The sequence below is a fragment of the Streptococcus sp. HMSC066E07 genome (genome assembly GCF_001814695.1).
Lineage (GTDB): Bacteria > Bacillota > Bacilli > Lactobacillales > Streptococcaceae > Streptococcus > Streptococcus hominis.
This window is the reverse complement of record NZ_KV817425.1, coordinates 1-21,508: the sequence shown is the minus strand read 5'-3', so window position 1 is coordinate 21,508 and position 21,508 is coordinate 1. Positions and strand designations below refer to the sequence as shown.

The following is a 21,508-nucleotide window of genomic DNA, read 5'->3' as shown; positions in this document are numbered from 1 at the left end:
TGCTTTTTTTCTTTATACTGAAAATATGGTATAATGAATAGATAAAATAAAGGTGGTACTTATGGCAAAATTGATTCCTGGAAAGATTCGGACAGAAGGAATTGCTCTTTACGAAGCAGGGAAAATTGAAATTCTCAAAGTGAAAGATCAGATGATTTACAGCCGAGTGGAAAATCACAATCTGCGATATAGCTTGGATGATGAAGCCATTTTTTGCGCCTGTGATTTTTTTCAAAAAAAGAAATACTGTGCTCATCTAGCAGGCTTAGAATATTTTCTAAAAAATGATCCTGAAGGGAAAGTCGTTTTGGCAAATCTAGAAGAGGAGCAGACAACTTCAGAAGAAACTCAAACGAAGGTCTCATTTGGCAGTCTCTTCTTGGATAAAATCCTCCAGACAGAAGATGTAGCCGTTCGCTATGAACTGTCTGCTGTCGGGCAAGAAAATGATTATACAGGACAATTTTTGTGGACCTTGCGTATCAGTCGTTTACCAGATGAGCGCTCCTATGTTATCCGGGATATTCGTGCTTTTTTAAAGATTGTTGAAAAAGGCGATTATTATCAAATCGGCAAGCACTATTATGAAAAAATGCAATTAGCCACTTTCGATGAAGCTAGCCAAGAGGTGATTCAGTTTTTACGAGGACTTGTTTCTTATCAGCAGGATCAAGATGCTTCTTTTATCTTTCCAAATGCAGCTAGACATCTTTATTTTCCGTCTAGTCTGTTTGAAGAAGGCGTGAATCGGCTTATGAATTTGCCGCATTTCCGCTTAGAATACAGTCTTTATGACTATGACAAAATCTTTTTTCAAGATTTGCATGCTGAAGTAGGCATCTATGATTTTACAGTAGAGGAAAATTCAGATTATTTTGAGCTCATCATTACAGAGCAAAATTATAAAATCTTATATGGTGGTGACTTTATTTTTTATGGAGATCATTTTTATCAACTGACGGAGCAACAAAAGCGGATGATTCAGGTGATTCGAGAATTACCTGTGGATACCGATCGCAAAAAACGCCTTCAATTTGATACAAGCGATCAAGCCAAACTGGCTTCAGGACTATTAGAATTTGGTAAAATTGGCTTTATTCATGCATCGGAAAGTTTAGTAATTCATACGTTTACTCCGCTGTTTGATTTCGAATTATTGGATACTCAGGAAATTCGTCTCAAAATCCAGTTTGACTATGGAAATTGTGTTGTGGATACTCGTCTTGAGTTGGAAGAATTGCCATTTGCCAGCGATTTCCAGTTAGAACAAAAGGTTTTTCAACAAGCTCTGTCTGCTGGTTTTGAAGCAGATTTCACAAGCACCCGTCCGCCATTGCAACCACAAGAAATCTACTCCTTTTTCACAGCGACTCTGCCTCATTTTAGACGCTTGGGAAGGGTATCTGTGGCAGAAAACCTGACAGCCTTGTACCAAGTGGAAAGACCAGCAGTTTCTGTTCAGACAAATGGTGGCTTGTTGGATATCGGGTTTGACTTTACAAGTATTGACCAGACAGAAGTGGACGATGCGTTAGAAGCTCTTTTTTCGGCTAATGATTATTTCATTAGTCGCTCTGGCAAGGTGCTCGTTTTTGACGAAGAAACAAAAAGAGTCAGCAAAACCTTACAGGATTTACGAGCTAAAAAAGGAAAAGACGGCATTTTCCAAACGCAGAAGATTGCTGCTTATCAGCTATCTGAATTGTTTAAAGACCAAGAAAAAGTTAGTTTTTCAGAGGAGTTTCGCCATTTAGCCTTTGATTTGACGCATCCAGAGGAATTTGCGCTACCGACGTTAAAAGTGGAAGCAACTTTGCGTGATTACCAAGAAACGGGTGTCAAATGGATGTCTATGCTTCATCGTTACGGATTTGGTGGTATTTTAGCAGATGATATGGGGTTGGGAAAAACCCTTCAAACCATTGCCTTTTTAAGTAGTCAGCTAAAAAAAGAGATCAATGTTTTGATTTTGGCTCCGTCTAGTTTGATTTACAATTGGCTGGATGAGTTTGCGAAATTTGCACCAGAAATGGATGTAGCGGTCATTTATGGATTAAAACCAGTCAGAGATAACTTGATTGCAGAAGGTCATCAGGTGATGATTACAAGCTATGCTTCTTTCCGTCAAGATGTTGAAGAATATAGTCAATTGAACTTCGATTATCTCTTTTTAGATGAAGCGCAGGTCATGAAAAATGCACAGACCAAGATTGCTCATCATTTACGAAATTTTGAGGTCAAAAATACCTTTGCTCTTTCTGGAACGCCGATTGAAAATAATCTCGGCGAATTATGGTCTATTTTTCAAATTGTTTTGCCAGGATTATTACCTAGCAAAAAGAACTTTTTGAAATTGCCTGCAGAAACTGTCGCTCGTTTTATCAAACCATTTGTCATGCGGCGAAAGAAAGAAGATGTCTTGCAAGAATTGCCCGATCTTATCGAAGTGTCTTATCGCAATGAACTGGCAGATAGTCAAAAGGCTATCTACCTAGCGCAGCTAAAACAAATGCAGGAGCGCGTGCTTGCTTCTACAGAGGAAGAACTCAATCGCAGCAAAATGGAAATCTTATCTGGCTTGATGCGTTTACGACAAATCTGTGATACACCAGCGCTCTTTATGGAAGATTATCATGGCGAGAGTGGTAAACTAGAAAGCTTGATGGAACTATTAGAACAGATTCAGACGGGAAGCCACCGTGTGCTCATTTTTTCTCAATTCCGAGGCATGCTCGATATTATCGAAAAAGAATTGAAAAAGATGAAAATAGAGACGTTTAAAATTACAGGCTCCACCCCAGCAAAAGAACGTCAAGAGATGACAAATGCTTTCAACAATGGGGAAGGAGACGCTTTTCTAATCTCCCTAAAAGCTGGTGGCGTTGGCTTAAACCTGACAGGTGCAGATACCGTTATTCTAGTTGACCTTTGGTGGAATCCAGCAGTAGAGTCTCAGGCAATTGGTCGAGCTCACCGTATGGGACAAGAAAGAAATGTAGAAGTCTACCGCCTGATTACGCGAGGAACGATTGAAGAAAAAATTCAAGAGTTGCAGGAAAGCAAGCGCCATCTCGTGTCAACTATCCTAGATGGAACGGAATCTCGCAGTAGTCTAACTGTTGCTGAAATACGAGAAATTCTAGGAATTTCTCCAGAAACACTTGAAAAATAGCATCAATAGTTTATAATGAAGTGTTGAAAGGAATGTGCTAATGAAAGAAAAATCTTTTCCATTGATTTCTGACGATGAAGTCATGCTATCAGAAATGCCGCGTATGAACCTTTATGATGAAAGCGATCTTATCAGCAATATTAATGGTGACTATGTCGATAAAAATTATTTAGAATGGGAACCAATTGTAAAGAAAATTGCAGACAGTCAAGTAAAAGAAGGACAGGCAAAGTCTTACCAAGCGACTTCAGTTGTTCAATCTGTCAAAGCCAAAAAGTCTGCTTCAAAAAGTTATGCAGAATTGGCTAGAGAAGAAGCCAGAGCAGATTTGAAAAAGAAACGTTCGGCAGCTTATTTGACATCGGATTTTACTGCTAAAAAGCGCTCCTATCCTGCCGTTACGAATGGTAACACAGCTATTTCACATCAACCAACAGCATTTTTCCAAAAGGAAAATGGTAGTGAACTGGCAAAATACAGTCGGAATTTGAAACAGGACCAATATATTTTAGCAGATATCAAGACGGAGCCTTCTGTACATCAACCAAATGAATTGCCCAAAAAAGCTAAAAATAATTATGACTTTTTAAAGACAAGTCAAATTTACAATAAAAAAGAATTGCAAAGCCAAAGAGAGCGCCGGATAGCACAAGAGCTAAATTTAACACGGCTGGAAGAAAAATAATCGAACGTTGACAAGAGCCAAATATTTTTGTGTGAACTTGGTTTCACTAAATTTAACGCTCTTAGCATTTAAGGAGAAATTATGACAAAAACCTATCATTTTATCGGGATTAAAGGCTCTGGAATGAGTGCTTTAGCATTGATGCTGCATCAAATGGGACATCACGTTCAGGGAAGCGATGTGGAGAAATATTATTTTACACAACGTGGCTTAGAACAAGCAGGGATTAAAATCCTACCTTTTGATGAAAAAAATCTTCAAGCAGATGTAGAAGTCATTGCGGGAAATGCTTTCCGTCCAGATAATAATATTGAAATTGCCTACGCTGATGCAAATGGAATTACTTATAAGCGCTACCATGAATTCCTTGGGACCTTTATGCGTGATTTTGTCAGCATGGGAGTGGCAGGGGCACATGGAAAGACATCAACGACGGGTATGTTAGCACACGTTTTGTCAAACATTACGGATACCAGTTATCTGATTGGTGATGGGACGGGGCGCGGCTCTGCAAATGCGAAATACTTTGCATTTGAAGCAGATGAATATGAACGTCATTTCATGCCTTATCATCCTGAATATTCAATTATCACGAATATTGACTTCGACCACCCAGATTATTTCACCAGCTTAGAAGATGTTTTCAATGCTTTTAATGATTATGCTAAGCAAGTTAGCAAAGGGTTATTTGTTTACGGTGAAGACAAAGAATTGCGCCGGGTCACAGCTAACGCTCCTATTTATTACTATGGCTTTAAGGAAGGTAATGACTTTATCGCTCATGACTTACTCCGTTCTACGACAGGCTCTAGCTTTAAAGTTTCTTTCCGTGGGCAAGAATTAGGAGAATTTAAGATTCCTAGCTTTGGTCGCCACAATATCATGAATGCAACAGCAGTCATTGGGCTCTTATACACAGCTGGATTTGACTTAAATTTAGTTCGGGAGCATTTAGTCACTTTTGGTGGTGTGAAACGCCGTTTTACTGAAAAAGTGGTCAATGGAACGACAATTATTGATGATTTTGCGCATCATCCAACTGAAATTATTGCGACTTTGGATGCAGCTCGCCAGAAATATCCAAGTAAAGAAATTGTTGCGATTTTCCAACCCCATACCTTTACTAGAACCATTGCACTTTTGGACGAATTTGCCGAAGCCTTGAACCAAGCCGATGCTGTTTATTTGGCGCAAATCTATGGTTCTGCGCGTGAGGTGGATCATGGAGATGTCAAAGTAGAAGATTTGGCTGAAAAAATTATCAAAAAGGCAGAAATTATTACTGTTGACAATGTTTCGCCATTGTTAGAACACCCAAATGCTGTTTATGTTTTCATGGGAGCTGGGGATATTCAGACTTATGAATATTCTTTTGAACGTTTACTATCTAATTTGACAAGCAATGTCCAGTAACCTAATACCACAAGTCACACAAGTTACCCTTCGAGAAGCTGCTTCGGAAGATTGGGAGACAATCGTTGCGATTGAGGAGGCGAATTTCTCCACAGAAGCAGCTGGTGCAGAAACGCTCCAAAAATGGATTGAACAGGGTCAAACGAACTTTTTAATAGCAGAATTAAATGAGAAAATAGCTGGCTACATTGTAGGGTCAGCCGTTTTTTCACGTCATTTGACAAAGGAAATGATAGACAATTCGTCAAAGTGGCAGCAAGATTCTGATTTTATGACGATTCAGCGCTTATCCATTCATCCAGATTTTAAAGAGCAGGGACTGGGAACTTTGCTTTTAGCTGCTTGCAAAGAAATAGCTGTTGCACAAAATCAGAAAGGTCTTCAGCTGGTTTGTTCAGATGATTTGATTTCTTACTACGAAATGAATGCTTTCATAAATGAAGGAATTTCTGAAAGGGGAGATAGCCATGCTATTTTACATGAATTCGTTTGGGATAATCCATATTTTAAGGAGGGAAAATGAAGATTAGACAGGCAAATTTAGCAGATTTGGATGCTATTACGACTATTGAATGGGAAAACTTTGGACCAGAAGAAGCTCTGAGTCGAGAGATTTTGGAAGCCCATATCCAAAAATTAACAACCAGTTTCTTAGTAGCTGAACGAGACGGTCAGATTTTAGGCTACCTTGAAGGACCTGTTCGTCCTGAGCGCCATTTAGTAGACCAATCCTTTACTTCTGAGGTAGAAGATTATAGTCATTTGACAGAGCATTATATTTCGTTGACCAGTTTATCTATTGCTAAAAATGCTCAAAATATGGGGTTAGGTCGAAGTTTGTTAAATGCAATGAAGGATATTGCTGTTCGCGACCAGCGTTTGGGAATCAACTTAACCTGTCATGATTATTTGGTAGCTTACTACGAAAAACATGGTTTTATCAATGAGGGTGTATCCCAATCTACCTATGCAGGTGAAGTTTGGTATGATATGCTTTGGAAAACTCCCAATAGTGGAGAAAAGAATTGATTATTCTGTAGAATGCTTGAAAGAAAGGCATTCTCTTATTGCTTTTATTTACCTTTTAAGATATAATAGTAGGGATATTGAACAAGGAGGTCAACTATTTGGCTGAAGATTCACAAGAAAAAGAAGGGCTGAGTTTTAAAGAGCAGATTCTGCGCGACTTGGCAAAAGCAAAGGGAACTGAACAACCAAAACCTGTAGAAGAATCTAATGACTTGCAGGAAAAGTTAGGTTTGGGTCAATCTGTGCTTCCTTCTGCACAGGAAGAGGAGAAAACAACTGCTTCTGAAACGGATATACCAAAAGTTCAAAAAGAAGAAAGTGGCGAACCAGAGCCAGCTCCTTTAGAAAGTCCCCTTCCAACCGTTGAACAAATAGAAGCCGAAACGGCAGCTAGGGAAGAGAAAGAGTTTAATACTCATACAACGAAAGTTCCTGTTTCTTATCCAACCAATCAAGCGGTTGAAGAAAGTAAAGCTCCGGAAGAATTGGTTCAACCTGCAGTTTACGGAACAGAGCAAGACACAAAGAAACTTTCTCGTTCAAATCGGACTGCTCAAACGATTAACACGAAGAAGCGTCAAAACAAAATCGCCGGAAAAATCGTCAAAACGGTCTTAATTTTGCTACTTTTAGGGATTGGTTTAACTGGTTTCTTTGCTTATCGCTATGTTACATCAGCTTTACAACCAGTTGATGCGAAAAATACAAAGTATGTGACGGTTAAGATTCCGACTGGATCGAGCACCAAAGCAATTGGAACGGTCTTGGAAAAAGCTGGTTTGATCAAAAATGCTCAGATTTTTAGCTATTATGCTAAGTTTAATAACTATGCAGATTTTCAATCGGGTTATTACAATCTGCAAAAGAGCATGAGTTTGGATACGATTGCTAAAAAGCTACAGCAAGGTGGAACGGATACTCCGCAGGATCCTTCAATGGAAAAATTAACCATTCCAGAAGGATATACGATTGACCAAATTGCAAAAACGATTGCGAAGTTGAAGAAAAGTAAATTGTCTTCGGATACGTTCTTAAAGAAAGTGCAAGATGATAATTTTATCACTCAGGAAGTTGCAAAATATCCAAATTTATTAGGCAACTTAGCGAAAAAAGAGAGCGGTGTTAAGTATCGCTTAGAAGGTTATCTTTTCCCTGCTACTTACAATGTGACCGATAGCACAACTGCTGAAACGCTCATTGACCAAATGTTAGCAGCAATGGATAAAACCATGTCGCAATATTATGATGTTTTAGCCTCAAAGAATTTGACTGTTCACGATGTTTTAACAATTGCGTCCTTGGTTGAAAAAGAGGGTTCAACAGATCAAGACCGAAAAAACATCGCAAGTGTCTTTTACAATCGTTTAAATCAAAACATGCCTTTGCAAAGTAATATTGCAATTTTGTATGCTCAAGGGAAGCTTGGTCAAAAGACAACCTTAGCAGAAGACGCTGCGATTGATACTAATATTGATTCGCCTTATAATGTTTATAAAAATACCGGTTTAATGCCTGGTCCTGTAGACAATCCTAGTCTTTCTGCTATTGAAGCGACTGTTAATCCAGCTAAAACGGATTATCTTTACTTTGTAGCTAATACAGAAACAGGAAATGTTTATTTCGCAAATACCTATGAAGAACATGAAAAAAATGTTCAAGAACATGTTAATAGTAAATTGACACAATCAAGTAGTTCAAGTTAAAAAAGCGGGACAAAATCGTAACTTTTAAAACTTGATTTTGTTCTACTTCTGAGCAATGATGTATAAGTCTAAAAAATTGCTACAAGAGTATTTTAGACTAGACGAAGAATGCACTTTGCAAAGCAAGCGAATATTAAAAAGAAGCTGGGACGAAAGTCTCCAGCTTCAAAGTATAAAGTATATAGCTATAATATAATATAATAAACCAACGACGCGCAGTTACTGATTGCTCAAAGCATTGCTTTGAAGTGGCGGATAGAACTTGTAAAGCAAATCTCAAAGCTGTTTGCTTTTCAAGCTCGGAAGAACACTTTTGACAAAAAATTGTTTTCTTTATCCACCACCTCAACAGTCTGGGAGACTGTTGAGCAACCCTGCGGGGGTGAGACTAGGAACTAAAATTTTCAAGCTGAGTTCTGTCCCACTCCCTCAAATAGAAAGAAGAAAAAATAATGGCAGAAAAAACTTATCCTATGACCCTTGAAGAAAAGGAAAAACTTGAAAAAGAATTAGAAGAACTTAAATTGGTTCGCCGTCCTGAAGTAGTAGAGCGTATTAAAATTGCTCGTTCTTATGGAGATTTATCAGAAAATAGTGAGTATGAAGCAGCCAAAGATGAGCAAGCTTTTGTTGAAGGACAAATATCTAGTCTAGAAACCAAGATTCGTTACGCTGAAATTGTGGACAGCGATGCAGTAGCTCATGATGAAGTCGCTATTGGTAAGACCGTTACGATTCAAGAAGTTGGTGAAACAGACGAAGAAGTCTATATGATTGTTGGCGCAGCTGGAGCAGATGCTTTTGCTGGAAAAGTCTCTAATGAAAGTCCTATTGGACAAGCTCTAATTGGCAAGAAAACAGGCGATACAGCTACTGTTGAAACACCTGTTGGCAGTTATGATGTAAAAATCCTAAAAGTCGAAAAAACGGCATAATTAAAAATGAGTAAGATGAGCCCCCGTGATTGTAATAGTACCACGGGGGTTGTCTCTGCAAAACATAGAGGAGAGAAATATGGCTCGTAAGTCTCAAGTAATTTTAACCAATATGTGTCTGATTGAAGATAATCAAAATCGCATTGTCATGCAGATTCGTGATCCCAAGATGTATTCTTGGTCAGGAGCAGCCTTACCCGGCGGACATATAGAAGAAAAGGAGAGCCTCCACCAAGCAGTTGTGCGTGAAATTTATGAAGAAACGGGACTAACAATCCATCATCCTAGACTGGTTGGTATGAAACATTGGTACACGGCAGAAGGCATTCGTTATCTGGTCTTTCTTTATCGCGCAAATGAATTTTCAGGACATCTTCGTTCATCAGAAGAAGGTGAAGTTAAGTGGGTGGCGCGTGAAGAGTTGGACACTCTCGAATTGGCTTATGATTTAAAAAATTTGCTACGTATTTTTGATGACAAATCGTTGTCAGAATTGTTTTATAGTGAACGTTTAGAAAATGATTTTGTTCGCGAATTTTGGTAATTTTATTTTTGAATGAGAACATTTAAATTGAACGGCAAGCAAAAAGCTGGAACAATCGTTCCAGCTTTTTGCTTATCTTGAACGTTGTTTTCCAGCGTTACGATTTTTCTTTTTATTTTGTTTTCTATTTTCAATAACGGCCTGTGCTTGAGGTGTCACATCTTTTTTACGACCAGAATTTTTAATGGCTTTAGGCGGATTATTTTTGTATTCTTCAGCTACGCGTTTTCTGAGCTGAGGACGGATGTAATGATTGATAATCAATTGTTGAATGATCATAATGAAACCACCGACTACCCAGTAAAGTGTGACACCTGCAGGAGCTGTGAACGAGAAGATGACAATCATGAGCGGGCTCATGTACATCATTTTCTTCATTTGCTCTTTTTGAACCTCATCAACGCCGACAAGGGTCAAAGCAGATTGAATAAAATACAAAACTCCGACGATAACAGTAAGGAGAATGCTGGCTTTTCCGAGTGGAATTCCTAGGAATACACTCTTAGCCACTCCTTCAGTGTATTGAGCAGAGAAATAGAGGGCAGAGAAAAATGGTAATTGAATCAGGAGAGGAAGGCATCCGATACCTCCGAGCATATTGACACCATTTTCTTTTTGAGCAGCCATGAGTGCTTGCTGAGCAGCAAGCTTTTCTTCTTGTGTTTCAGCATTTTTCATACGTTCTTGGATAGGCTCAAAAATAGGCTTCAAGTAGTTCATCTTTTCAGATTGATAAGTTGCTTTCCATGATTGATAAAGTCCTAGTGGCAAAATGATCAGCCGCACAATCAGGGTAACAATGATAATAGCAACACCAAAACCTAGCCCCATGTTATTAGCAAAATACTGAATGGCAAGGCTCATTGGTCTTCCAATGATATCCCAGACAAACCCAGCAGGCTTACCATCTTTTACTTGCACACATCCTGAGAGCAGCAGAAGCATAGATAACCCTAATCCTGAGAATAAAATACGATTTAATTTTTTCACGTGTTTGTTTCCTTTTTCTAAAAAATAATACCTTTCTATTCTACTGTTTTTTTCCTAAATATACAATAGTTCTTAGGACTTAATTTGCAATTTTAAAATCTGAATAGGATTCAAAATTCGTCATTGTAACATCTAAATAGTTGACTTTTGAAAATGGCGTTGGCCCTTTGCGGATTTCTTGGATAAATTTTGCCATAAGGGCAGAGTTTTCTGCTTGCGCCAAAATCTCTACGGTACCATCTTCATTATTCCAGACACGCCCTGTGATACCGCCAATTTCTGTGGCAAGTGTGTAAACACCCCAACGAAAGCCAACTCCTTGCACGCGACCTTGTGCAATCATTCTTACTTTTTGCATGTGAACCTCCTTTTTGTGATATAATAGTTCTATGAATATTATAACCTCAAAAGCGAATAATGTGGTAAAAAATACTAAAAAATTACTTCAAAAAAAATATCGAAAAGACTCATACTTAATTGAGGGCTGGCATTTATTTGAAGAAGCAGTCAATGCACAAGCTAAAATTAGGCATATCTTTGTTTTAGAAGAATTTGTTGACAGAGTGCAGGATTTTCCTCAAGTTTATGTAGTGACGGCAGAAATTTTGGCGGATTTAGCTGATTCCAAAACACCGCAGGGAATTGTAGCAGAGCTTGCTTTTGAGGAAGCGACGATTCCTTCAGTTCTCAAAGGGAAATATCTCTTTTTAGAAGATGTGCAGGATCCAGGGAATGTGGGCACGATTATCCGAACAGCTGATGCGGCTGGTTATGACGGGGTGTTTATTTCGCAGCATTCAGCAGATATTTACAATCTGAAAACTCTACGCTCCATGCAAGGCAGTCACTTTCATTTGCCTATTTACCGAGTAAAAACAGCAGATTTTCTTGACCTTGCTAAACAGGCACAATTGCCGATATTGGCAACAACGCTTTCAAAAGATTCGATGGATTATCGGAAGTTAGCACCACTGTCGAATTTTGCTCTTGTGTTGGGAAATGAAGGTCAGGGGATTAGTTCTGAAATGGCAGAAGCAGCTGATTACCTCATTCATATTTCGATGAAAGGACGAGCTGAGAGTTTAAATGTCGCCGTGGCAGCAGGAATTCTCATCTTTGCTTTAAGCTAAAATTTAGAAATATATTTATAATTAGAAGCACATGGAGGTGGTTCTATGCTTTATAAAGAAGACAAAGAGTATATGGAGCATGTTGGACAATTGATTGCTCAACCACGCGTCCAGAAATTAAAAACTATAACCCACCATATTTATTCCAATCGCTTGGAGCATTCGATTCATGTTAGTTATACGAGTTATAAAATTGCTAAAAAATTAGGTTGGGATGCAAAAAGTACCGCACGTGGCGGACTTCTGCACGATATGTTTTATTATGATTGGCGGGAAACGAAATTTAATAAAAGTCATGCTTGGGTACACCCTCGCTTAGCAGTACGAAATGCACGGAAAGTAACCAATTTAAATAAAGTGGAAGAAGACATCATTATCAAACACATGTGGGGAGCAACATTGGCACCACCACGGTATAAAGAAGGCTATATTGTCACCATGGTGGATAAATACTGGGCGATCAAGGAAGCCATGGCGCCAGTTCGGAAAAGAATGGCTAAAAGAAGACTTTTTCATCGAAAAATGTTAAAATCGTAACATATCATAATAAAGGAGAGAGCTTATGAACAATACAGTTATTCAAGAAAATAGTGGTATCAATAGTTTTTACGCTAAAGTTTATTCATTAGTCGGTATGGGGATTGGCATTTCTGCCCTTGTCTCGGCTTTGATGTTAACAATATTTCAAGATGTGATTTATTCAGTAATAATGGCGAATAGTTGGATTTTTTACTTAGCTATTTTTGCTGAGTTGGTTCTTGTCTGGGTAGCTTCAGGAATGTCTGCCAAAAACAATCCAGCTGCATTGCCAACTTTTCTAGTTTATTCGGCTTTAAATGGCTTTACGATTAGTTTAGTGTTGGCTCTTTACACACAAGCAACGGTTTTAGCAGCCTTCATTACTTCTTCAGCGATGTTTTTTGCTATGGCATTGATTGGGAAATTTACCAAAAAAGATCTTTCTGGTCTGGGCAGATCCTTTATTGCAGGTCTGATTGGAGTTATCATCGCTAGTTTGGTGAATATTTTCCTTAGAAGTTCTGGACTAGATTTCATCATTAGCATTATTAGTGTGATTATCTTCTCTGGATTGATTGCTTGGGATAATCAAAGAATTCGCTATGTCTATGAGCAATCAGGCGGAAATGTAGCAGCTGGTTGGGCAGTTTCACTCGCCTTAAGCCTTTACCTTGATTTTATCAATCTGTTCCTCAGCATTCTTCGTATTTTTGGAAGAGATAATTAAAAGCAAGAATTAGAAGTTGGACTGGTTTCAGCTTCTTTTTTTATGATATAATAAAGCAAATGAAAAGAAAGTATGAGACTAGTTATGAAAGAACCTTATATCAGTCGTGAAAAATTAGCTGAAATCACAGCTCAATTTCCAACACCATTTCATTTGTATGATGAGAAAGGTATTCGGGCAACAGCTCGTGCGCTTCAGAAAGCCTTTTCTTGGAATCAAGGATTTAAAGAGTATTTTGCAGTAAAGGCAACTCCAAATCCGGCTATTTTGAAAATCTTGAAAGATGAAGGCTGTGGAGTAGATTGCGCCAGCTATGTAGAACTTTTGATGAGCCAAAAAGTAGGTTTTTCAGGAAATGACATGATGCTTTCGTCCAATGACACGCCTGCAAAAGAAATGCAATTTGCGCGTGAATTGGGAGCTACTATCAATCTTGATGCTTATGAAGATGTTGCATTTTTACAGGAAGTGGCGAGCATTCCAGAAATTATTTCTTGCCGCTATAACCCAGGCGGTGTATTTGAGTTGGGAACAGATATTATGGATTCTCCAGAAGAAGCCAAATTCGGGATGACCAAAGAACAACTCATCCAAGCATTTAAAGATTTAAAAAATTTGGGCGTTAAAAAATTTGGGATTCATGCCTTATTAGCTTCTAATACTGTTACGAATCATTATTATCCTGAATTAGCCCGTCAGCTATTTGAATTAGCCGTTGAGGTCGTAGCTGAGACCAATGTGGACCTGGATTTTATCAATCTTTCAGGCGGAGTAGGCGTTCCTTATCGTCCAGAAGAAAAAGCAAATGACATTTTAGCGATTGGGCAAGGAGTTCGCCGAGTTTATGAGGAAATTTTAACACCTGCAGGTTTAGGAAAGGTTAAAATTTTTACGGAACTGGGACGTTTTATGCTGGCCCCTCATGGATTATTGGTGACGAAAGTATTGCATAAAAAGAAGACTTATCGCACTTACATTGGTGTAGATGCTTCAGCAGTGAACCTGCTGCGCCCGGCTATGTATGGCGCTTATCACCATATTACAAATATGGATTACCCAGACGGACCGACAGAAATAGTGGATGTGGTCGGCAGTCTTTGTGAAAACAATGATAAATTTGCTATTCAGCGCGAACTGCCGATTACCAATATTGGGGATACCTTAGTGATTCACGATACAGGAGCACATGGTTTTTCAATGGGCCATCAGTACAATGCTAAACTTCGTTCAGCTGAAATTTTACTGGAAGAAGACGACGGTGTACGAATGATTCGGCGTGCTGAAATACCAGAGGATTACTTCGCAACTTTGTATGGCTTTGATTTTGAAAAATAGACAATTTTTGATATAATAAGAAGATGTAAAAAGGGAAAAGAGGATTACATATTTATGAATTTACTATTAGCTATTTTGTTGATTATTGTGGCTTTTTTTGGTGGCATGCTCGCTGGAATGTATCTAGTTCGCAAACAAATTGAAAAAGAATTTGCAGACAATCCACGTTTGAATATTGATGCGGTTCGTACGATGCTATCTGCAAATGGACAAAAGCCAAATGAAGCAAAGGTACAACAAGTGTATCGTCAAATTAAAAATCAACAAAAAGCAGCACTTGAAAATGCTAAAAAGAAAAAATAAGCTGTTAAAACAGTATAAAATTTGATTTTTAAAGAGATAAATGAATGGGGATTTGGGACTTGCACCCAGTCCCTTCTTTAGAAAGAAGAACTTATGGATAATCGACCAATTGGTTTTTTAGACTCAGGAGTGGGCGGTTTGACAGTTGTTCGTGAATTGATGCGGCAGCTTCCACATGAGGAAGTGATTTATATCGGTGATTCTGCACGTGCGCCTTATGGTCCAAGACCAGCAGATCAGATTCGCGAGTATACATGGCAATTAGTGCAATTTCTCTTAACTAAAAATGTCAAAATGATTGTTCTCGCCTGCAATACAGCTACTGCTGTGGTTTGGGAAGAAATCAAAGAAAAATTGGATATTCCAGTTTTGGGAGTGATTTTACCGGGAGCTAGCGCAGCAATTAAAGCCTCTCAACATGGGACGATTGGCATTATTGGAACGCCAATGACGATTCAATCAGATATTTATCGGCAAAAAATCGAACGTCTCTTACCAGAAGTGGAGGTGACAAGTCTTTCTTGTCCCAAGTTTGTCCCACTGGTAGAGTCTAACGAGCTGTCGTCTAGCATTACGAAAAAAGTGGTCTATGAGAGCTTGATGCCGCTAAAAGGCAGGGTAGATACTTTAGTGTTAGGCTGTACGCATTATCCTTTGCTAAAACCAATCATTCAAAATGTAATGGGACCAACAGTGAAACTGATTGATAGTGGAGCAGAATGCGTGCGGGACATTTCTGTTTTGCTCAATTATTTTGAAATCAATCACAGCAGAGAAGGAGAACTTCCTCAACACCGCTTTTTTACAACAGCAAATGCGAAAAGTTTTGCTGAAATTGCAGAAACGTGGCTAAATAAAGAAATAAATGTGGAGCATGTGACCTTATGAGTAGCAAAATTTATGAGTATAAAGATACCCAAAATTGGTATGTTGGAGAATGGTCTTCTCGTGGTGGAACTTTCCATTTTAAGGATGTTGATTCGGAAGAACTCAGTCGTATGGAAGAAGAGCTCTGTCAATTAGTAGTTGAAGGTCAAGCATTTTCTGTTACGGTTATGCAATATAGCTCAATGATGTCGTTTGTCCAATTCGTCTTGCAAATGATCAATGAGAATCAAAATTCACAGTTTCAGGCGCAATTTCATAAAGGTGCTATTCTGATTACGGAAAAGGGACAATTAGTTTTAGTGCACTTACCTGAAAAAGGTGTCAAATTAAATGTTTTCTTTTCTCAACAAGAATTGTCAGGTTTGACAGTAGGAGATACGATTTTAATTGCTACTCGTAATGAGGGAAAGACCGCTGAATTCCGCAGAATCTTTGAAAAATTAGGCTATCAGATTGAAAATTTGAATGACTATCCTGATTTACCAGAGGTCGCAGAAACTGGGATGACTTTTGAAGAAAATGCTCGTTTGAAAGCAGAGACCATTTCTAAGCTGACTGGCAAAATGGTATTGGCGGATGACTCAGGCTTAAAAGTGGATGCACTAGGTGGTCTTCCTGGAGTTTGGTCTGCTCGTTTTGCTGGAAATGATGCAACAGACTTAGAAAACAATGCAAAATTGCTACATGAATTAGCAATGGTTTTCGACTTGAAAGATCGCTCTGCACAGTTTCATACCACTCTGGTAGTGGCAAGTCCTGACAAAGAAAGTCTGGTCATAGAGGCTGACTGGCCAGGCTATATCAATTTTGAGCCGAAAGGTGAAAATGGATTTGGCTATGATCCTTTATTTTTAGTAGGTGAAACAGGCAAAACATCTGCAGAATTAACAATGGAAGAAAAAAACGCTCAATCACATCGAGCTCAAGCAGTTCAAAAATTAGTGGAGGTATTTCCAACATGGCAAAACAAACCATCATCGTAATGAGTGATTCTCATGGAGATCGTGCTATTGTAGAAGAGATAAAGACCTATTATCTCGGAAAAGTAGATGCTATTTTTCATAATGGTGATTCTGAGCTGCCAAGTGATGACGAAGTGTGGCAAGGAATTTACGTTGTAGCAGGGAACATGGATTTCTATGGTGGCTATCCAGATCGTTTGGTGACGGATTTAAATGGTACCGTTATTGCACAAACTCATGGTCACCTTCAGCATATCAACTTTGGTTTTCAAAAATTGGATTTATGGGCACAAGAGGTAGATGCGGATATTTGTTTATATGGGCATTTACATATTCCAGATGCGTGGATGGAAGGAAAAACACTCTTTTTAAATCCCGGCTCTATCAGTCAACCGCGTGGTGTTATCAATGAGCGACTTTATGCTAAGGTAGAGATTAGTGATGATGCATTTCAAGTGAACTACTATACGCGTCAACACGAACTGTATTCTCGCCTATCAAAGGAGTTTACTCGATGATTGCCAAAGAATTTGAAAATTTTCTCTTACAGCAAGAAGATACTTTTTTAACACCGGCAGAAAACTTGGCTGTTTTGATTGATACTCACAATGCTGATCATGCTATTTTGTTGTTAAGTCAGATGACCTACTCACGAGTACCCGTGGTGACAGATCAGAAAAAGTTTGTTGGCACCATTTCGCTGACAGATATCTTGTCTTATCAGATGCAGCACGAAATTCCTGACGAGGAGTTTATGACAACCGATATTGTGCACATGGCAAAAAAAGATGATTTGACAGTTGGTCCAGATTTTACATTGACAGAAGTGCTGCATAAGTTAGTAGATGAGTCCTTCTTGCCAGTTGTTGATCGGGACAATACATTTCAAGGAATTATTACACGTAAATCTATCCTAAAAGCAGTTAATGCTCTTTTGCATAGTTTTGCGAATGAATACGAGATTCATCCAAAATGAAAGAAGAAATAACAACCTTTTTAGAAGGAAAAAATTTATCTGAGAATTCAAAAACAGCTTATTTTTATGATTTGGAGCAATTCGTAGATGTGACCCATGCAAAAATTACAGAGACCAATCTGCGGATTTACCAAGCTTCTATCGCTGACTTCAAACCATCTGTTCAGAAACGAAAACTATCTGCTATCAATCAATTTTTGCATTATTTATACAAGCAACGGTTGATTTCAGACTTTTATCGTTTGGAGTTGCCAAAAGTTGGTATTCCGAAAGAACACGATGCGGAAATTTTGGATTTGTCTGATTTTTATGCAGATACAAATCAATACAACGGTCGCTTGATTGCGCTTCTCATTTTAGAAATGGGGCTTTTACCAAGCGAAATTTTACAGTTGAAAGTAGCAGATGTCAATCTGGATTTTCAGATTATTCGCATTGAGAAAGCAGGTCAAAAGCGTATTGTGCCCATTCCAGACCAGTTGATTGGAGAACTGGAAACAACTCTGGAAGGAACTTATTTGTTAGAAAAGAATGGGAAAAGCTATTCGCGCCAATGGGGCTTTCGTCAATTAGAAGCTTTTTTGATTGAAAAAAATCAAGCTACTTTATCAGCTCAGAGTTTGCGAGAGCAATATATTTTACGTCAGCGAGAGCAAGGTGTTGAATTGTATGAAATTGCGCGCAATTTAGGCTTGAAAACAATGATGACATTAGAAAAATACAGATAATGGACATAAAAATTAAAGATTTTGAAGGCCCATTGGACTTATTGCTTCATTTGGTGTCAAGATATCAAATGGATATCTATGATGTGCCGATTACAGAGGTCATTGAGCAATATTTGGCTTATGTGGCGACTCTTCAAGCAATGAAGTTAGAAGTGACGGGAGAATACATGGTTATGGCAAGTCAGCTCATGTTGATTAAAAGCCGAAAACTCTTGCCAAAAGTAGCTGATAGCTTAGAAGCTGAAGAAGATTTGGAGCAAGATTTGCTTTCTCAAATTGAGGAATATCGGAAATTCAAATTATTAGGTGAGAAAATGGCGGAGCAACATGAAGAACGAGCTCTTTATTACTCTAAACCTAAAATTGAATTGGTGTATGAAGATGCAACATTGCTCCATGATAAGACAACGATTGATTTGTTTTTGGCTTTTTCTAAATTGATGACGCAAAAAAGAGAAGAATTTGCCCAAAGTCATACAACGATTGTCAAAGATGAATATAAAATCGAAGACATGATGGATGTGATACGTGAGCGCTGTTATTCTCAAGAAGAAATTGCTCTGCAAGCCATTTTTTCAGAAACAAAAGATATGAATGAAGTGATTACCTTATTTTTAGCGACATTGGAACTAGTAAAAGTCCAAGAAATCCAAGTAATGCAAGAAGAAAATTTTGGGAATATTTATCTAATAGGAAAAAGAAATGAGTAAGTTAGCAGAGATTGAAGCCCTGCTCTTTGTAGCGGGCGAAGACGGCTTGCGGGTCCGTCAAATAGCAGAGCTCCTCTCTATACCTCCGACAGGTGTGACACAGAGCTTGGAGAAATTGGCAGAAAAGTATCAAAAAGATGAAGATTCGAGTCTTGCCTTGTTAGAGACGTCGAATACTTATAAAATTGTTACCAAGCAAGATTTCGCTGAATTGTTGCGGGAATATTCAAAAGCCCCTATCAATCAAAGTTTATCAAGGGCTGCCTTGGAAACCTTATCCATTATTGCTTATAAGCAGCCCATTACGAGAGTGGAAGTGGATGAGATTCGTGGAGTCAATTCTAGTGGTGCGATTTCAAAGTTGCAGATATTTGACTTGATTCGTGAAAATGGAAAAAAAGAAGTGCTAGGGCACCCAAATCTTTATGTGACAACGGATTATTTTTTGGATTATATGGGAATCAATAGCTTAGAAGAATTGCCAATAGTAGAAGAAACAGAGTTAATAGCAGAAGAAAGTCAGCTATTTACCGAAAGGATAGAGGATGAGAATCAATAAATATATTGCCCATTCTGGGATTGCAAGCCGTAGAAAGGCAGAAGAGTTGATAAAACAAGGGCTTGTCACTGTGAATGGACAAGTTGTTCGTGAGTTGGCAACGACGATTAAGTCAGGTGATCGTGTTGAGGTCAGTGGTCAGCCGATTTACAATGAAGAAAAAGTGTATTATCTCTTAAACAAGCCTCGCGGTGTCATTTCTAGCGTGACAGATGACAAAGGTCGTCCAACGGTGGTTGATTTGTTGCCAAATGTCACAGAGAGAATCTATCCAGTTGGTCGACTTGATTGGGATACGTCGGGTGTTTTGATTTTGACAAATGATGGCGATTTTACAGATGAGATGATTCATCCTAGAAATGAAATTGATAAGGTCTATGTAGCTCGTGTCAAGGGGGTGGCTGATAAAGAAGTTCTCCGTCCCTTGACAAAAGGTGTGGAAGTTGACGGCAAAAAAACCAAACCAGCGGTTTATGAAATTCTGAAAGTAGACCCGATTAAGAATCGTTCGGTTGTCCAGTTGACCATTCATGAAGGACGAAATCATCAAGTGAAAAAGATGTTTGAAGCGGTTGGTTTGCAAGTAGATAAACTTTCTCGTACGCAATTCGGTCATTTGAATTTAACGGGACTTCGTCCAGGTGAAGCTCGCCGTCTCAATAAAAAAGAGGTCAGCCAGTTACATAACCTAGCTGTGACGAAGAAAAAATGATGAAAAAAATCCTTATTGCACCAGTGCGTCTTTATCAAAAGTTTATCTCGCCAGCCTTTCCACCTTCTTGTCGCTATCAGCCGACTTGTTCAAATTATATGATTCAAGCGATTGAAAAGTACGGTGCTAAAGGTGTCTTAATGGGAACAGCACGTATTTTGCGTTGTCATCCTTGGGCAGAAGGAGGAGATGATCCTGTGCCGGATGTATTTAGCTTGAAGCGTAACTATGCAGAAGACAAAGAAAGAGGTTGAGACGCTTCCTCTATAAAAGGGGCAACCAGAGATTCTTTATAAAATACTATAACTTAATAGTACAAATAAGAAAAACGAACAATTTTGATATTCTAACTAACAGAAAATCAAAATTGCTCGTTTTTTGTATTTCTCGCTGGCCTTTTGTTGCCTGTTCATCTCATACTCAATGAAAATTGAAAAGTTTTAAAGGCATTCGTTGTGTGAAATCTAACTATATTTTCTATAAAGTAAGCTTAGACGAACGATTAAAATATCTTGAATCTACTTCGTATTTACTCTTCATTTAAAGACTGATATAATAATCATGAAAGCGCTTGTAAAATTAATTTTAAAAAGGAGAACAAATGGTTTTGGAAACAAGAAATATTGCTATTCAAGATACTTATGGTGAGCGATTCCAGCATTGTTGGGGATGTGGTTCTAAGAATGAGTCAGGCTTGCATTTAAAAACTTATCCTAGTTTAAACGGAACTAGTTGTATTAGCAAGATAACACCAGCTCAACAGTATACCGGTGGTGTTCCAGCTAATCTATTTGGCGGTATGATTGCCATGATTTTTGACTGTCATGGTACCGCTTCAGCAGCCTGGTTTGCTCATCAAAATAAGGGCTTAGATTTGACAGAAGAAACGGTCATTGGACGATTTATCACAGCTCGCTTGGAAATAGATTATAAAAGTCCAACGCCCATTGATGAGGAAATTACGGTCATCTCTCGACTTGAAGAACTAGGCCAAAGAAAAGCCATTGTGGCAATGGAGATGACAGTAGCGGGTCAGGTTCGTGCCAAAGCTAGAATGGTAGCAGTCGCAGTGAAAGATAACATGTAGTATGTTTCGAAGATGAGACTATATACTAAATTGTTGTTTCATTTAGTTCCTATACGGTAAATTTTAAAAAAGTGAAAAATGCTTTCTCTATAATATAATCAGAGTGAAAAATTATGGAATGTTAGTTTGTCTCTAATATTCTTTTTGTGTTTAAATAGAATCATCATAGCTTATCTGATAAGAAGTAGATAGTATACTAATCTCAGTGGAAAATGAGTAAGGGTTATTGTTGCTTTTTGCGATAAACATAATAAACTACTAATCACAAATATCTCACTAGGATTACACACCTAATGAAGACTTTATATTGGCTCACATAGTCTTTTAAGCAAGTGTAGCAAAATCATGGAATTTATTTAGGTTTCATCTATTTAAAATTTTTTTAATTATTTGAATAGTTT

General features: G+C 38.3%; 25 protein-coding genes. 23 read left to right on the top strand and 2 right to left on the bottom strand.

Annotation, left to right across the window (positions count from 1 at the left end; all coding sequences use genetic code 11):
- Nucleotides 1-61 precede the first annotated feature (61 nt).
- The 8 genes from HMPREF2984_RS02495 (at nucleotide 62) to HMPREF2984_RS02460 (ending at nucleotide 9,481) form a co-directional block, all read left to right on the top strand.
- Nucleotides 62-3,172, top strand: coding sequence for a pilus expression-regulating Snf2 family helicase (locus HMPREF2984_RS02495; protein WP_070670287.1), 3,111 nt, complete (start codon nucleotides 62-64; stop codon nucleotides 3,170-3,172).
- A gap of 40 nt (nucleotides 3,173-3,212) precedes the next feature.
- Nucleotides 3,213-3,857, top strand: coding sequence for a divisome accessory protein ZapJ (locus HMPREF2984_RS02490; protein ID WP_049534644.1), 645 nt, complete (start codon nucleotides 3,213-3,215; stop codon nucleotides 3,855-3,857).
- 81 nt (nucleotides 3,858-3,938) lie between these two features.
- Nucleotides 3,939-5,270 carry a UDP-N-acetylmuramate--L-alanine ligase gene (gene murC / locus HMPREF2984_RS02485; RefSeq protein WP_070670284.1) on the top strand — a complete coding sequence of 444 codons (1,332 nt, stop codon included), beginning with the start codon at nucleotides 3,939-3,941 and terminating at the stop codon, nucleotides 5,268-5,270.
- Nucleotides 5,260-5,793, top strand: a complete 534-nt coding sequence (locus HMPREF2984_RS02480; RefSeq protein WP_070670281.1) for a GNAT family N-acetyltransferase — start codon at nucleotides 5,260-5,262, stop codon at nucleotides 5,791-5,793. The genes murC and HMPREF2984_RS02480 overlap by 11 nt, the downstream gene beginning before the upstream one ends.
- Entirely contained in the window at nucleotides 5,790-6,299 is a 510-nt protein-coding gene (locus HMPREF2984_RS02475; RefSeq protein ID WP_070670278.1) for a GNAT family N-acetyltransferase, read from the top strand. Before HMPREF2984_RS02480 ends, HMPREF2984_RS02475 begins: the two co-directional genes overlap by 4 nt.
- A gap of 98 nt (nucleotides 6,300-6,397) precedes the next feature.
- Entirely contained in the window at nucleotides 6,398-8,002 is a 1,605-nt protein-coding gene (mltG, locus tag HMPREF2984_RS02470; RefSeq protein ID WP_070670275.1) for an endolytic transglycosylase MltG, read from the top strand.
- 452 nt (nucleotides 8,003-8,454) lie between these two features.
- Nucleotides 8,455-8,937, top strand: coding sequence for a transcription elongation factor GreA (greA, locus tag HMPREF2984_RS02465; RefSeq protein WP_070670272.1), 483 nt, complete (start codon nucleotides 8,455-8,457; stop codon nucleotides 8,935-8,937).
- Nucleotides 8,938-9,016: 79 nt separating this feature from the next.
- The gene (locus HMPREF2984_RS02460; RefSeq protein WP_003041300.1) at nucleotides 9,017-9,481 is read left to right on the top strand and encodes an 8-oxo-dGTP diphosphatase; all 465 of its coding nucleotides are present in this window, start codon (nucleotides 9,017-9,019) and stop codon (nucleotides 9,479-9,481) included.
- A gap of 72 nt (nucleotides 9,482-9,553) precedes the next feature.
- Here the strand turns inward: HMPREF2984_RS02460 and yidC are convergent, their stop codons facing one another.
- Nucleotides 9,554-10,471 (bottom strand): membrane protein insertase YidC, encoded by a 918-nt coding sequence (gene yidC / locus HMPREF2984_RS02455; protein ID WP_049534638.1) that lies wholly within the window; start codon nucleotides 10,469-10,471, stop codon nucleotides 9,554-9,556.
- A gap of 79 nt (nucleotides 10,472-10,550) precedes the next feature.
- Entirely contained in the window at nucleotides 10,551-10,829 is a 279-nt protein-coding gene (locus tag HMPREF2984_RS02450) for an acylphosphatase (protein WP_003023619.1), read from the bottom strand.
- Between the two features lie 31 nt (nucleotides 10,830-10,860).
- On the opposite strand from HMPREF2984_RS02450, the gene HMPREF2984_RS02445 reads away from it, so the two are divergent.
- The 15 genes from HMPREF2984_RS02445 to HMPREF2984_RS02375 all read left to right on the top strand — a co-directional run bounded on the left by HMPREF2984_RS02445 (nucleotide 10,861) and on the right by HMPREF2984_RS02375 (nucleotide 21,107).
- Nucleotides 10,861-11,601 (top strand): TrmH family RNA methyltransferase, encoded by a 741-nt coding sequence (locus HMPREF2984_RS02445; protein ID WP_003023621.1) that lies wholly within the window; start codon nucleotides 10,861-10,863, stop codon nucleotides 11,599-11,601.
- Nucleotides 11,602-11,646: 45 nt separating this feature from the next.
- Nucleotides 11,647-12,138 carry an HDIG domain-containing metalloprotein gene (locus HMPREF2984_RS02440; RefSeq protein ID WP_003029959.1) on the top strand — a complete coding sequence of 164 codons (492 nt, stop codon included), beginning with the start codon at nucleotides 11,647-11,649 and terminating at the stop codon, nucleotides 12,136-12,138.
- Between the two features lie 25 nt (nucleotides 12,139-12,163).
- The gene (locus HMPREF2984_RS02435; protein WP_021001963.1) at nucleotides 12,164-12,847 is read left to right on the top strand and encodes a Bax inhibitor-1/YccA family protein; all 684 of its coding nucleotides are present in this window, start codon (nucleotides 12,164-12,166) and stop codon (nucleotides 12,845-12,847) included.
- 84 nt (nucleotides 12,848-12,931) lie between these two features.
- Nucleotides 12,932-14,182 carry a diaminopimelate decarboxylase gene (locus HMPREF2984_RS02430; RefSeq protein ID WP_070670268.1) on the top strand — a complete coding sequence of 417 codons (1,251 nt, stop codon included), beginning with the start codon at nucleotides 12,932-12,934 and terminating at the stop codon, nucleotides 14,180-14,182.
- Between the two features lie 54 nt (nucleotides 14,183-14,236).
- On the top strand, nucleotides 14,237-14,485 hold the full coding sequence (locus HMPREF2984_RS02425; protein ID WP_003031614.1) for a YneF family protein: 249 nt from the start codon (nucleotides 14,237-14,239) through the stop codon (nucleotides 14,483-14,485).
- 93 nt (nucleotides 14,486-14,578) lie between these two features.
- A complete protein-coding gene (gene racE / locus HMPREF2984_RS02420; RefSeq protein ID WP_024051489.1) occupies nucleotides 14,579-15,373 on the top strand; it encodes a glutamate racemase in 795 nt (264 codons plus the stop codon).
- Entirely contained in the window at nucleotides 15,370-16,356 is a 987-nt protein-coding gene (locus tag HMPREF2984_RS02415) for a nucleoside-triphosphate diphosphatase (protein WP_049516800.1), read from the top strand. The genes racE and HMPREF2984_RS02415 overlap by 4 nt, the downstream gene beginning before the upstream one ends.
- On the top strand, nucleotides 16,332-16,853 hold the full coding sequence (locus HMPREF2984_RS02410) for a metallophosphoesterase (RefSeq protein ID WP_003068159.1): 522 nt from the start codon (nucleotides 16,332-16,334) through the stop codon (nucleotides 16,851-16,853). The genes HMPREF2984_RS02415 and HMPREF2984_RS02410 overlap by 25 nt, the downstream gene beginning before the upstream one ends.
- The gene (gene cbpB, locus HMPREF2984_RS02405; RefSeq protein ID WP_018543705.1) at nucleotides 16,850-17,311 is read left to right on the top strand and encodes a cyclic-di-AMP-binding protein CbpB; all 462 of its coding nucleotides are present in this window, start codon (nucleotides 16,850-16,852) and stop codon (nucleotides 17,309-17,311) included. Before HMPREF2984_RS02410 ends, cbpB begins: the two co-directional genes overlap by 4 nt.
- Nucleotides 17,308-18,039 (top strand): site-specific tyrosine recombinase XerD, encoded by a 732-nt coding sequence (gene xerD, locus HMPREF2984_RS02400; protein ID WP_003041382.1) that lies wholly within the window; start codon nucleotides 17,308-17,310, stop codon nucleotides 18,037-18,039. The genes cbpB and xerD overlap by 4 nt, the downstream gene beginning before the upstream one ends.
- Nucleotides 18,039-18,749: a segregation/condensation protein A gene (locus HMPREF2984_RS02395; protein ID WP_049534630.1), complete on the top strand. Its 711-nt coding sequence runs from the start codon at nucleotides 18,039-18,041 to the stop codon at nucleotides 18,747-18,749. The genes xerD and HMPREF2984_RS02395 overlap by 1 nt, the downstream gene beginning before the upstream one ends.
- Nucleotides 18,742-19,308 (top strand): SMC-Scp complex subunit ScpB, encoded by a 567-nt coding sequence (gene scpB / locus HMPREF2984_RS02390; protein ID WP_049534628.1) that lies wholly within the window; start codon nucleotides 18,742-18,744, stop codon nucleotides 19,306-19,308. The genes HMPREF2984_RS02395 and scpB overlap by 8 nt, the downstream gene beginning before the upstream one ends.
- On the top strand, nucleotides 19,295-20,020 hold the full coding sequence (locus HMPREF2984_RS02385; protein ID WP_049534625.1) for a pseudouridine synthase: 726 nt from the start codon (nucleotides 19,295-19,297) through the stop codon (nucleotides 20,018-20,020). Before scpB ends, HMPREF2984_RS02385 begins: the two co-directional genes overlap by 14 nt.
- Nucleotides 20,020-20,274: a membrane protein insertion efficiency factor YidD gene (gene yidD, locus HMPREF2984_RS02380; RefSeq protein ID WP_049534622.1), complete on the top strand. Its 255-nt coding sequence runs from the start codon at nucleotides 20,020-20,022 to the stop codon at nucleotides 20,272-20,274. Before HMPREF2984_RS02385 ends, yidD begins: the two co-directional genes overlap by 1 nt.
- Nucleotides 20,275-20,621: 347 nt before the next feature.
- Nucleotides 20,622-21,107, top strand: coding sequence for an acyl-CoA thioesterase (locus HMPREF2984_RS02375; protein ID WP_049534620.1), 486 nt, complete (start codon nucleotides 20,622-20,624; stop codon nucleotides 21,105-21,107).
- Nucleotides 21,108-21,508: the final 401 nt, after the last annotated feature.

Excerpts from the sequence above, each read along its gene's own strand:
- HMPREF2984_RS02495 (WP_070670287.1), top strand. The coding sequence starts at position 62 with ATGGCAAAATTGATTCCTGGAAAGATTCGGACAGAAGGAATTGCTCTT.
- HMPREF2984_RS02490 (WP_049534644.1), top strand. The coding sequence starts at position 3,213 with ATGAAAGAAAAATCTTTTCCATTGATTTCTGACGATGAAGTCATGCTA.
- murC (WP_070670284.1), top strand. The coding sequence starts at position 3,939 with ATGACAAAAACCTATCATTTTATCGGGATTAAAGGCTCTGGAATGAGT.
- HMPREF2984_RS02480 (WP_070670281.1), top strand. The coding sequence starts at position 5,260 with ATGTCCAGTAACCTAATACCACAAGTCACACAAGTTACCCTTCGAGAA.
- HMPREF2984_RS02475 (WP_070670278.1), top strand. The coding sequence starts at position 5,790 with ATGAAGATTAGACAGGCAAATTTAGCAGATTTGGATGCTATTACGACT.
- greA (WP_070670272.1), top strand. The coding sequence starts at position 8,455 with ATGGCAGAAAAAACTTATCCTATGACCCTTGAAGAAAAGGAAAAACTT.
- HMPREF2984_RS02460 (WP_003041300.1), top strand. The coding sequence starts at position 9,017 with ATGGCTCGTAAGTCTCAAGTAATTTTAACCAATATGTGTCTGATTGAA.
- HMPREF2984_RS02450 (WP_003023619.1), bottom strand. The coding sequence starts at position 10,829 with ATGCAAAAAGTAAGAATGATTGCACAAGGTCGCGTGCAAGGAGTTGGC.
- HMPREF2984_RS02445 (WP_003023621.1), top strand. The coding sequence starts at position 10,861 with ATGAATATTATAACCTCAAAAGCGAATAATGTGGTAAAAAATACTAAA.
- HMPREF2984_RS02440 (WP_003029959.1), top strand. The coding sequence starts at position 11,647 with ATGCTTTATAAAGAAGACAAAGAGTATATGGAGCATGTTGGACAATTG.
- HMPREF2984_RS02435 (WP_021001963.1), top strand. The coding sequence starts at position 12,164 with ATGAACAATACAGTTATTCAAGAAAATAGTGGTATCAATAGTTTTTAC.
- HMPREF2984_RS02430 (WP_070670268.1), top strand. The coding sequence starts at position 12,932 with ATGAAAGAACCTTATATCAGTCGTGAAAAATTAGCTGAAATCACAGCT.
- HMPREF2984_RS02425 (WP_003031614.1), top strand. The coding sequence starts at position 14,237 with ATGAATTTACTATTAGCTATTTTGTTGATTATTGTGGCTTTTTTTGGT.
- racE (WP_024051489.1), top strand. The coding sequence starts at position 14,579 with ATGGATAATCGACCAATTGGTTTTTTAGACTCAGGAGTGGGCGGTTTG.
- HMPREF2984_RS02415 (WP_049516800.1), top strand. The coding sequence starts at position 15,370 with ATGAGTAGCAAAATTTATGAGTATAAAGATACCCAAAATTGGTATGTT.
- HMPREF2984_RS02410 (WP_003068159.1), top strand. The coding sequence starts at position 16,332 with ATGGCAAAACAAACCATCATCGTAATGAGTGATTCTCATGGAGATCGT.
- cbpB (WP_018543705.1), top strand. The coding sequence starts at position 16,850 with ATGATTGCCAAAGAATTTGAAAATTTTCTCTTACAGCAAGAAGATACT.
- xerD (WP_003041382.1), top strand. The coding sequence starts at position 17,308 with ATGAAAGAAGAAATAACAACCTTTTTAGAAGGAAAAAATTTATCTGAG.
- HMPREF2984_RS02395 (WP_049534630.1), top strand. The coding sequence starts at position 18,039 with ATGGACATAAAAATTAAAGATTTTGAAGGCCCATTGGACTTATTGCTT.
- scpB (WP_049534628.1), top strand. The coding sequence starts at position 18,742 with ATGAGTAAGTTAGCAGAGATTGAAGCCCTGCTCTTTGTAGCGGGCGAA.
- HMPREF2984_RS02385 (WP_049534625.1), top strand. The coding sequence starts at position 19,295 with ATGAGAATCAATAAATATATTGCCCATTCTGGGATTGCAAGCCGTAGA.
- yidD (WP_049534622.1), top strand. The coding sequence starts at position 20,020 with ATGAAAAAAATCCTTATTGCACCAGTGCGTCTTTATCAAAAGTTTATC.
- HMPREF2984_RS02375 (WP_049534620.1), top strand. The coding sequence starts at position 20,622 with ATGGTTTTGGAAACAAGAAATATTGCTATTCAAGATACTTATGGTGAG.